A 10,650-nucleotide genomic window follows, 5' to 3' on the forward strand; every position below is an offset into this window, starting at 1 on the left:
ATCGGTTGGTTCGACCCCAATGGAGTTTACCGGCATCGGAGGCGATCGATCGAGATCTCTAGGTCGATAAATGGTTGGGATGGATGGGTTTAAGGTTTATGGCGCAATTTCCCACTTTTCTCTGTCAAATTTTTCTCTTGGGTTCGAGCTATGAAATCCTTGGGGTGACATCATTGGGCAACTGGCGCATCTACCATTCAAAATCGCACAAGACTGGGGCTTACAATTCATGATTCGAGTTTTACTTGTCGATGACCAAGCAATTCTTTGTCAAGCCTTACAAACTTGGCTAGAACGAGAATCCGACCTTGAAGTCGTTGGCAGCGCGCACGATGGCGAAACGGCGATCGAACAGGTCGAAGTGCTAAAACCCGATGTCGTACTCCTCGATATTCAAATGCCGGGGATGGATGGCATTGCCGCTACTCAGATTCTCAGCGAGCGCTTTGGGGATACGAAAGTGATCGTTTTGAGTGGTTACGATAACGATTCCTACCTCGGGAATGCCTTGCGAGCGGGGGCAAAAGGGTATCTCCTTAAAAATACTGCCGCCGAAGACCTCGCCAACACGATTCGCTCCGTTCACAAAGGATACAGTCAAGTTGGACCGGGGCTATTTGATAAAATCATGGCTCGAGTGGGTACCGAAGAAGACGAGACCGACGATTCGTCGCCCCTGCCAGATTTATCCAAACTATCCCTTTCCGAACCCGAGTTCCAAACTTTGGTTGAGGGTTTTGACGCTCCAGCATTATCGAAAATTATCGATCGAGCTGGAGAACAAGAGGCTCTAGAGGAACTTTTGGCGCGGTTGAGCCGATATCTTCGTGGAAATCCAAATAATATCGCGGCGTTGTACTTAGCCGGTGCGAGTTCCCGTCGCATGAAAGACCGAACCTTGTCGGCATTTCAATATTTAAAATTTGGCTTTAAAGAAGGGGTGAAACGGGGATTGTCCCGCGAGGAGTTGCTACTATTCTATCGAGAGGCGGTGACTCTAAAAACCGACGAAGCTTTTAGCTGGCTGTGTTCGGTGGAGAGTCCCTGGAATTGTCCCCAGGGTTTTCCGTTTCTGTTGCAAGAAGCCGATCGCCTTTTCGGACGAGAGTCCGTTTCTTACCAAACCCTCTTAACACTCTCGAAAATCGAAACGATGCGAGTGTTAAGCGATGAGTATACGGTTCTCGGAACAAAACTCGAATCCCTTCAGCACGGTTTCGAGCGCTTGGGTCAGATGCTGAAGCTGTGAGATTTAGAACAAGATGGTCAAAAATATGAACGAGTTAGGACATGTCGAGCAAGAGCTGATGGAACTCCGCAGCCGAATGGAAAAGTCTTTCGAGATCGTGGACGGCCTGGCTCAAATACAGGCTCAGTTTGAGGGGTTAGCACAAACCTATGGAGAACTCAAACAATATATCGAGCGCGCCCAGACAATTCTCGAAAATGCCACGGGGGTAGAAGAGCAGTTCGATCGGCGCTTTGGAGAACTCGAAACGTCATTGAACGATCGATGGGAAACCACGCGAGGCGAACTGTCTGAAATTCAAACGACAATTCGGCAAGAGCTAGAAACCACTGGCAACCAGCTCGAGGAGCGGGTGAATCACAGCCTCAGCGACTTCAAGCGCGAACTGGATGAAAAAATGATGACGGCCGTGCAAGAATCCACCAGTCAAGGAGAAGCGATGCAAGCTCCGATCAAAGAATTTGAGGTGGTCATCGATCAACTCGAACATCGCACCAATTTGATCCGGCTGGCACTTCGCAATGCGGAAGAGCAGGTGGGAACCTTACGATGGATCGTCATCGCACTGGCCGTTTTTACGGTTCTGGCACTCGGAGGACTATTCTGGTTTTTCAGTTCCCAGGGCGGGTGAAGATTTAGAAGAGATCCCGATACCCGGTGACGCGTTCGGGAAGAGGCAAAGAAAACGAACAGATACAAAGAGAATGAATCTTCCTATCCTCCCAGTTGCGAACCTTACACCCGATTTGCCTTGTCAGCATTCTCTTGGGTGCGAAGCAAGGTCTGACCGTTTCCCTTCAAGGTGTCTGTCTGCTACTTTGCCCTTCTACACCGGTTTCTTCCTCCGATCTCGCGAAGCGCTCTTTGAAGCTCGAATCGGCTATCCCAAACGATAGCCAAATCCCCGCACGGTGATAATGTATTCGGGATGGCTGGGGTCGCGCTCGAGTTTTTCCCGCAGCCAGCGGATATGTACGTCTACGGTTTTGCTATCTCCAACAAAATCGATTCCCCAAATGCGATCGAGAAGCTGCTCTCGCGACCATACTCGGCGCGGAGACCCCATGAATAGCTCTAATAAGCGAAACTCCTTAGGAGCAAGGTTCACTTCCACTTCACTTACCAACACTCGGCACTCTTGGGGGTATAAGGTCAGTGTCCCAAACTTAAGGGCTTCGGGTTCATCGGGTTGTTGGGTACGATTGCGCCGCAACAAAGCGCGACAGCGAGCAATGAGTTCCCGCATTCCGAAGGGTTTGGTTAGATAATCATCCGCGCCGATTTCTAGACCCAAAACCCGATCGGTTTCAGTGCTTTTTGCGCTCAAAATTAAAATGGGGACGGGGTTGCCTTGATGTCGGAGCAATCGACACAGGTCTAGACCGTTAACCTGGGGAAGCATAATATCCAAAACAATCAGATCGAAGGGAAATTTATCCCGCTCGAGTCCTGGATCGTGAATCAGTGTTAATGCCAGACTTCCATCAGATGCCGCCGTTACTTGATAGCCTTCATCTTTTAAGCCCAAAACAACCATATCTCGAATGAGATCTTCATCTTCTACAACGAGGATTCGTTGAGTTGAGTTCATTGTTGGCTTAGAGATCTTGTGGTTAGACTCAATACCCAGCATATAAAGTATGATTAGTTTTTATCGCCACTCTATTCATACAACAAAATTTTTCGATTCGATCGCAAAATTATTTTGTAACATTAAAATTATTTGGTTTTTTAGAATTTAGATGCTTTTTTGTGGTTTCTCGATCGAATTTCCAAGGCAGATACTTGAGAATTGTTCGCTCTCAGATTTTCCATCTCAGATTTTCCATTTTCATATTTGAGGTGGAATGTATAAAAATTGAAAACGGGTTCAATTCAATAAAAACTACGTACTAATACTGATGTATCGTTCGATTCAATTGCCTAGTATGTGTGTTTGTACGGAAGTATTGTCGGATTGAAAACGATATCGAGAAAGCAAAAATTGTCTAGGTTGGCTCTTATTGTTGATGGCACTTGCTCCCGCTTTGCCAATTCAAGGGGAAAAGTCGGCTTAAAGAGAGCAAACTCATCTAGTGTTGTAAAGTTGCTTTGTCTGAAGATATATTACGAGAATTGGAGCGAGCAAAATTGCGTACGTATGAGATGAGCTTGCCAACTTCAAGCGTTTATAACTTTAAATTTACCTCAGATTAAACAAATCATAAACTCAGGGAAGTTTGTTGAAATAAATGCTCAACAAATTAGATTATTCAACAAGGTCTGAAGGGGTAATAATTTTTCGCACTCAGACTCGATCGAGCTTTCGATCTCCGTTCGCCTTCCCCCAATACTTTCGCGCGCACTCATGGCACGATCGCTCGATCGAACTCTGCTCCAAGTCGGGTTAAGACTGTGTTGGTTTGACCTTGACGCGGTGGAGAAGGCGCGCTCCGATACGGTAGCCGATACTGCACACGGTCACTGTTTGACCGGGTTCGGTACGGTCACTGTCTTTGAGGAGTTGATGCTCTTGAGGATTGTAGGACGTTTCCATGCCCACTTCGCCGATGGTTTCCACACCCCACTGGTGTAGAAGTTGTTCGACAGGTTTGATTAATGTTAAGAACGTCGTCGCGGAAAACTCGGGATCTTGACGGGCGGCATAAGCAGCGGAGGGCCAATAAAACATCCAAGATTCGAGGGTATTCAGACTCGCTTCTTTGAATTCTTCGATCGCCTCCGCTCGTTGCGTGTCGAGTTGCCCTTGCAGGCGATCGTATTCGACTTGAAGATGTTCGAGACTTGCCGCCTTCGGATTTAGCTCGATATTCGAGAAAGTCGCGAGCAACCCTTCTAAAGATAGATCCAAAGCACGAGCGAGTTTGAGTAAATTTTCCAATCGCATTTGAGAAACTTGCCCTCGTCTGAGCGATCGCACTTGATGTTCGGAAACCCCAGCTTTGACAGAGAGGGCCAAAAAGCTAGAAACCCCCGATTTTTGCATCAACTGACGCAACTCGGGGGTGTAATCTCGATTCTTAGAAGCAGTCATGTTGGTTGAGGAAAAAGACGCGCTAAAGGCTTAAGCTCTATTTCCTCTATCATCTCTTACTCTTCGAGCAAACTTCTCAACATCCAGGCTGTCTTCTCGTGAATCTGCATCCGCTGAGTCAACAAGTCCGCTGTCGGTTCGTCGTTGGCTTCATCGGCAATGGAAAAAATCGATCGGGCCGTCCGCACCACCGCTTCTTGACCCACCACCAGTTCTCGAATCATATCTTTTGCCGAAGGGTCGCCGGTGGCTTCCTCGATCGAGGTTAACTTACCGTACTCGCTGTAGCTTCCCGGTGCGGGGAATCCCAGCGCCCGAATCCGTTCGGCAATCTCATCAACGGCCGTTGAGAGTTCGGTATACTGCTGCTCGAACATTAAGTGCAGCGTTTGGAACATCGGGCCGGTAACGTTCCAATGAAAATTATGGGTTTTCAAGTACAAAGTATAGGTGTCTGCGAGTAACCGAGACAGCCCCTGAGCGATTTCTTCTCGGGCTTTATTTTCAATACCGATATCAACTTGCATGGGTTCTACTGTTTGAGTGGATTGTGTTTGAGTGGATTGTGTTTGAGTATTCGCGTCGGCTTGTCTTTTCTAACTATAGGGTTCGACCGGTGCCGTTTGATTGACGGTCGCGCAAACCTCTAGGCTAGATGCATTTGTAAAACCGAACGGGGGGCACGACGGACGTTACAGCGAATGGTTTCGTTGCCCAGACGTACAGAGGCTTCGTAACGATGACAACCGGAAAAACCGTAATATTCTCCCTCAACTTCCAATACCTCGATGGGTTCTTGCAGTCCGATTTCGCGGATGGATTCCATCAAAGCGGCAACTTTTGCCGGGTCGTTGCATCGGGGGAGGGGACGACGAATTTTATGGATGGGAAGGTCTTTGACTTGCATGGGCTGGGAGTGTTTGAGGCTAACAACGGCTTGCTAATTTGTCGAGCGTCGATTTGGATTTTGCCTTCTCTTTAATCATACTCGAATCGACTTCGATTTACAATCTAAAAATTAAAAGCGATCCCAGATTCGATCGCCTCCAAGGGTAAAATCGCTACAATCAACTTCAGGTCAATTTTCGATGTCCTCGGGTAACGTCAAGGCAATAAAAATATGACAAGGTGCGATCGACGTCAGGGAAAGCGGCAACGCTGGAGTCTATGGTTAACCACCCTTCTAAGTGCTGGATGTTGGGTTGGATCGATCCCGGAGGTGAGCTGGGCGCAAAACCAGCAAACTCAAGATATCGAGCTGCAAGTGGGGATCGTGCAGCGCTTCGGGGACGAACCGACAGACGAACTCACTCTTGAGGCCCCCGAGGGCGATCGCCTTACCCTTACCTTTACAGGAGGAGACGGCACACCCCAAATTCAACAAACCGAGAAACTCAAAATACAAATCGCCTCGCAAGCGCAACTCGAACCCACCCTCGAAGAACGCATCGTCTTGAGCAACCATCGCAGCTTCGAGAGTGCCGAAGAAACCGCTGCCGTTTGGAAAGCTCGAGGGATCGAAGTGGAAATTGCCCAACCCGATCGCTGGCAGGTATGGGCAAAACCAGATGTATACAGCACCCCCTTCCTACGACGATGGTTGCTGCAAAGCCTGAAAAACCAGGGATACGACACCATTCATTTCGATAGTCGGCTGAAGTCCAAAAAGCCCCAAGCCTATTGGGTGCTAGATGGCTATCGATACAATCGCGATCGCTTCGAGATCGCCTCGGGAACGGGTGTGGTGCGGGTAAAAGAAGGCAAAGACAAAGATGAGCCATTTCACACCTTCGGCGGCAGCTTCAATATTCAACCCAACGCCCACGGTGACTATACCCTCGTCAATCGAGTCCCTCTCGAAACCTACCTGCGCGGTGTGGTTCCTTACGAAATTGGCGCTTTTGCCCCCGAAGGAGCCTTGCAAGCCCAAGCGATCGTCGCGAGAACCTACGCATTGCGAAACCTGCGCCGTTTTGCCGCCGACGACTACCAACTCTGCGCCACCGTCGATTGTCAGGTTTATAAAGGATTAGAAGGAACTGACGCGATCGTCGATCGGGCGATCGCCGCGACAGCCGGTCAAGTTCTCACCTACAACAACGAACTTGCCGATACCCTATACTCCGCCTCTACCGGCGGTGTGACAGCTCCCTTCAACGATGTGTGGAACGGTCCCCCACGCCCCTATCTAACAGCAGTGGTGGACTCTGTCAGCGGAGTGTGGGACTTGGCGAACAATACCCTCGCCGACGAGGCAAATTTCCGGCGATTTGTAAGTTTGAAAAAAGGGTTTAACGAAGAGGAGGTGGATACTTTTCGCTGGCAAGAGGGCAACAGCCTCAAAGAAATCGCCCAGTTTCTCAAATATTACTTAGAGAAAAATAATCGACCGGCGAACTTTAATACGGTCAGCGAGGTAAAAGTCGTCGATCGTTCTCATTCCGGGCGAGTGTTGAAGATGGTCGTCCAAACCGATACCGGCCCGATCGAAATTCCCAACGACGAAATTCGCAATGCTTTCTATCCACCTATTAGTACGTTCTTTTATCTAGAACCCATTTACAAAGAAGAGGAAAAAGAAGAAGATTCCGAATCCGAAAAGGAAGCCGACAATATGCCAAAATCGGAGAAACCCAAAATTCTGTCGGGATACACCTTTGTTGGCGGAGGCTTCGGACATGGCGTGGGCATGAGTCAGTCCGGGGCATCTCAACTCGCAGAATCGGGATGGTCGAGCGATCGCATCCTTGAATTTTATTATCCCGGCACCGAACTCGTGCCAGTGAACGAGTCGATCGTATTCTGGCAAGAACCGCAGTAGGGTATGGAATTCTCCCGATCGCGTTCGGATCTTGACTGTAGAGTTGATAAGATGGGCAGAACTTATTGATGCGAACTCATGTACGATTGCATTATTGTCGGTGCGGGTCCTGCGGGTAGCACTGCTGCGTATCATCTCGCCAAGCGCGGACGCTCGGTTCTATTGCTAGAAAAAGAAGCTTTACCTCGCGATAAACCCTGCGGTGGTGGGGTATCTCCGCAAGTTGCCCAGTGGTTCGATTTCGACTTTAGTCCGGTCGTTTCTGCCAAAGTGGACACCGCACGGTTCACCTGGAAAATGGGTGGAGGTGACATTGCGCGGCGAACCGATCTGGATGGTGCGGCGTGTTGCATTCGATCGCTTTATTTCCCAAAAAGCCCAAGAGCAGGGAGCAACGCTCTACGATCGCACTCCCGTTCGGGGCATTGAGTTTAAGGGCGATCGCTGGCAGGTTGCAACGCCCCGTGGAGTATTTGAAGGGAAGTACGCGATCGCCGCCGATGGCTCGAAAGGACCGATGGCAGACTGGTTGGGGTTTCGAGATCGAAAGCGAGTGCTGGGTGGGGCGATCGAAGTGGAGCCGCGTTTACCTGTCGCCCAAACCAACATCGCCCATTTTGAATTTGGCTTGGTTAACAGCGGCTACGTATGGAACTTTCCCAAAGCAGATGGCTATTCCCTAGGCAGTGGCGTATTTCGCAAAACTCAAAAAAAAGCCCAAAATCTTAAAACGCCTCTGGTCAATTATTCCGACGGGTTTGAGGTGAATATTAATACCTATCGATGCCAGGGTCATCCCTTATTTTTGTGGAACGGGACTCAAACCCTCCATACCCAAAATGCCGTGCTAGCCGGAGAAGCCGCCTGCGTTGTCGATCCGTTCACCGCAGAAGGGATTCGTCCGTCAATTTTTACTGGATTGAAAGCCTCAGAGGCGATCGATGGGGCGTTGGCTGGGGATCTCGACGCTCTAGAGCGCTATACCCAAGTTGTCAATGAAGAATGGGGAGCCGATATGGCTTGGGCAAAGCGCTTGGCGGAGGCGTTTTATCGCTTTCCGTTGGTGGCGTATAAGTTTGGGGTGAAGCTGCCCCGTTCCTGCGATCGGATGGTGCAAATACTCTGTGGCGAAGCTCGCTACGCCGATGTGGCAGAACGGGCGTTGAAAAAGATAAGTTTGGGGCTAGTCTGATAAAAAATTAGAGGGGGCAGAGGAGCTAAATTCTTCCTTGTTCTCCAGCTTTCACCAATGCCCATGCCCCATTTCCTACCCTCGCCAGAAAGTGCGATCCCGAACTGACGTTAAATGGGAATTTCGATGGTAAATTCCGTTCCCTCTCCCGGAGTTGAATCGCAGCTCAGTTTGCCGCCGTGCTTTTGGACGACAATTTGGTGGCTGATGGATAATCCCAATCCCGTTCCTTGTCCTACGGGTTTGGTGGTGAACAAGCGATCGAAAACTTTCTGACGTACTTCTGGTGTCATCCCCGCACCATTATCTCGAATCCGAACGATCGCCCGAGTTTCGTCGGCATTCATCTGAGTAAGAATGGTAATTCGATTCGGATCGGCACTCACTTCCTGATAAGTCCGTCCTTCATTGGTTTCTTCGAGAGCATCGATGGCATTAGCCAAAATATTCATAAACACTTGGTTGAGCTGTCCGGCATAACACTCGATGGGTGGCAAATCTCCGTATTGTTCGATCGCCTCGATCGCCGGGCGTTTATCGTTGGCTTTCAGGCGGTGTTTCAAAATCAACAGGGTACTTTTAATACCCTCATGGATATCCACCGCAACCTTCGCGTCAGTATCCGCCCGAGAGAACGTGCGTAACGACTGGCTAATTTGGCGGATGCGATCGGTTCCCACTTTCATCGACTCGATCAATTTGGGGGCATCTTCAATCAAATAGTCCAGATCGATATCTTCGGCATTTTCTTCAATTTCCTCCCCCGGCTGAGGAAATTGTTGGCGATACAGTTCTAAGTGGCCGCTTAAATCTTCGAGGTAATTCTCGGCAAGGGTAATATTGCCAACGATAAAACTGACTGGATTATTGATTTCGTGGGCGACACCGGAAACAAGTTGACCCAGTGCGGACATTTTTTCGCTTTGAACTAGCTGAAGTTGAGCTTGTTCGAGTTCTTCTAAAGAACGTTGCAGTTCGGTATTTTTTTCCCGTTCCCGCGCGCCAGACTCCTGCAAATTTTGGTAGAGGGTGGCGTTTTCCAAAGAGATAGCGGCTTGAGCGCACAGCAGGGTCAAAACTTTGAGGCGATCGGGGGTAAAGGCACCGGAGACCAAGTTATTTTCGAGATAGACTAAACCGATAAGTTTGCCCTGATTTTGGATGGGGGCGCACAGCACCGATTTGGGTTCGTACTCTTGGATATAAGGATCGGTGACGAAGTTCGAGTCGGAGGCAGCATCGTTGAGGACAATAGATTTTTGAGTTCTGGCAACGTAGTTGACGATCGAAACGGGCAACTGGTGACTTTCTTCTACGGGAAGGGAGTAGCGAACGGCGACTCGATCTAGCTCCACCGAACCTGCCACTTCGATGGTAAGGCGATCGCCCTGGACGAAAATTAGAAATCCCATTTGAGCGCCGGCATTTTCCAGGACGATTTTCATCAATGAATCGAGCAATCCTTCCAAAAGGATTTCACTCGATAGCGCTTGGGTCGATTTCATCACCGTCGCAAAATCGAGGGTATCAGTTTGATGTCCTAGAAAGGTGCTCGCAACGCGCAGAGGGATGCTGCTATTGCCATCGGATGCAGTCTTGGCGGCATCCCGCCAAGATATACCCAGTTGGGGATATTCCCGAACCAGGGCGGCAACTTTTCGATTTGCGCCCCAAAAGGCATAACTTTGACGGGCTTCTTTGAGATACAGGTAGCCCACTTTATCTCGCCCTAAGGAAAAGTAAAAGCGAGCGGCTAACTCGTTGGAGATCGCCCGTTCTCGCAAATATCCCGCCGCCGCTGCCGACTCAATGGCGCGATCGTAGTATTCCATGGCTTCAAGAGGCTGCCCCAGCACTCGGGCGGTTTCGGCTTGAACGAGTTCGTGGCAATGCTTGTAGTTCGTTGGGGCTGAGTGCGCCCAGACTTTCATTCGCTTTTGGTTGGCTTCCACCCGCGCTAAATATTGCGATCGCAGCGGACTCTCATCGAGCTGGGAACAGCACCCGAGCAATGCGAGAGACTCGTATAAGTTGCGAGCGGCAACCATTGCCGAACCCACCATGACATCCATTTGTTCCGCCGCTCGCTTCGCATTTTCTAAAGCCTGAACCGGAGCGTTAAAGAGGGTGCCCAGAATGGTCTTGGCGACGTAGAAGCCGCACAGCGCAGCGCGATTCTTTGCTCGGTACAAATCTGGCAGTATCGCGTCTTCATCATACTCGCGACCCACCAATAAAAGGGGATCGCTTGCTTCTGAAGACCCATCGCTAGCAAGATTCAATGTCACTTGTCCCCACACCCCAGCAATGGACAAGGCGCTTTCGAGTTTGAGTTCTCGCAACAAACTGAGGAT

8 protein-coding genes and 1 pseudogene are annotated in these 10,650 nt (G+C 49.6%); 4 read left to right on the top strand and 5 right to left on the bottom strand.

What is annotated here, in order from left to right:
* Positions 1 to 229: 229 nt before the first annotated feature.
* Both IQ235_RS08845 and IQ235_RS08850 read left to right on the top strand, forming a co-directional pair.
* Positions 230 to 1,249 carry a response regulator gene (locus IQ235_RS08845; protein ID WP_264321112.1) on the top strand — a complete coding sequence of 340 codons (1,020 nt, stop codon included), beginning with the start codon at positions 230 to 232 and terminating at the stop codon, positions 1,247 to 1,249.
* A gap of 13 nt (positions 1,250 to 1,262) precedes the next feature.
* Entirely contained in the window at positions 1,263 to 1,880 is a 618-nt protein-coding gene (locus IQ235_RS08850; RefSeq protein ID WP_264321113.1) for an AAA family ATPase, read from the top strand.
* Between the two features lie 249 nt (positions 1,881 to 2,129).
* Here the strand turns inward: IQ235_RS08850 and IQ235_RS08855 are convergent, their stop codons facing one another.
* The 4 genes from IQ235_RS08855 to IQ235_RS08870 all read right to left on the bottom strand — a co-directional run bounded on the left by IQ235_RS08855 (position 2,130) and on the right by IQ235_RS08870 (position 5,190).
* Positions 2,130 to 2,882: a winged helix-turn-helix domain-containing protein gene (locus tag IQ235_RS08855; RefSeq protein ID WP_264321114.1), complete on the bottom strand. Its 753-nt coding sequence runs from the start codon at positions 2,880 to 2,882 to the stop codon at positions 2,130 to 2,132.
* Between the two features lie 753 nt (positions 2,883 to 3,635).
* Entirely contained in the window at positions 3,636 to 4,283 is a 648-nt protein-coding gene (locus tag IQ235_RS08860) for a helix-turn-helix domain-containing protein (RefSeq protein WP_264321115.1), read from the bottom strand.
* A 56-nt stretch (positions 4,284 to 4,339) separates the two neighbouring features.
* Positions 4,340 to 4,810: a Dps family protein gene (locus IQ235_RS08865; protein ID WP_264321116.1), complete on the bottom strand. Its 471-nt coding sequence runs from the start codon at positions 4,808 to 4,810 to the stop codon at positions 4,340 to 4,342.
* Positions 4,811 to 4,929: 119 nt separating this feature from the next.
* A complete protein-coding gene (locus tag IQ235_RS08870) occupies positions 4,930 to 5,190 on the bottom strand; it encodes a sulfiredoxin (protein WP_264321117.1) in 261 nt (86 codons plus the stop codon).
* Positions 5,191 to 5,403: 213 nt separating this feature from the next.
* Between IQ235_RS08870 and IQ235_RS08875 the strand changes: the two genes are divergently transcribed.
* Complete coding sequence (locus IQ235_RS08875) at positions 5,404 to 7,104, top strand: SpoIID/LytB domain-containing protein (RefSeq protein WP_264321118.1); 1,701 nt, start codon at positions 5,404 to 5,406, stop codon at positions 7,102 to 7,104.
* A 78-nt stretch (positions 7,105 to 7,182) separates the two neighbouring features.
* Positions 7,183 to 8,296 (top strand): annotated as a pseudogene (locus tag IQ235_RS08880) (geranylgeranyl reductase family protein).
* Positions 8,297 to 8,406: 110 nt separating this feature from the next.
* Here the strand turns inward: IQ235_RS08880 and IQ235_RS08885 are convergent.
* The coding region (locus tag IQ235_RS08885) for an ATP-binding protein (protein WP_264321119.1) at positions 8,407 to 10,650 on the bottom strand (2,244 nt) is incomplete at its 5' end.

It is taken from the genome of Zarconia navalis LEGE 11467, assembly GCF_015207075.1.
Lineage (GTDB): Bacteria > Cyanobacteriota > Cyanobacteriia > Cyanobacteriales > Geitlerinemataceae > Zarconia > Zarconia navalis.

Excerpts from the sequence above, each read along its gene's own strand:
- IQ235_RS08845 (WP_264321112.1), top strand. The coding sequence starts at position 230 with ATGATTCGAGTTTTACTTGTCGATGACCAAGCAATTCTTTGTCAAGCC.
- IQ235_RS08850 (WP_264321113.1), top strand. The coding sequence starts at position 1,263 with ATGGTCAAAAATATGAACGAGTTAGGACATGTCGAGCAAGAGCTGATG.
- IQ235_RS08855 (WP_264321114.1), bottom strand. The coding sequence starts at position 2,882 with ATGCTGGGTATTGAGTCTAACCACAAGATCTCTAAGCCAACAATGAAC.
- IQ235_RS08860 (WP_264321115.1), bottom strand. The coding sequence starts at position 4,283 with ATGACTGCTTCTAAGAATCGAGATTACACCCCCGAGTTGCGTCAGTTG.
- IQ235_RS08865 (WP_264321116.1), bottom strand. The coding sequence starts at position 4,810 with ATGCAAGTTGATATCGGTATTGAAAATAAAGCCCGAGAAGAAATCGCT.
- IQ235_RS08870 (WP_264321117.1), bottom strand. The coding sequence starts at position 5,190 with ATGCAAGTCAAAGACCTTCCCATCCATAAAATTCGTCGTCCCCTCCCC.
- IQ235_RS08875 (WP_264321118.1), top strand. The coding sequence starts at position 5,404 with ATGACAAGGTGCGATCGACGTCAGGGAAAGCGGCAACGCTGGAGTCTA.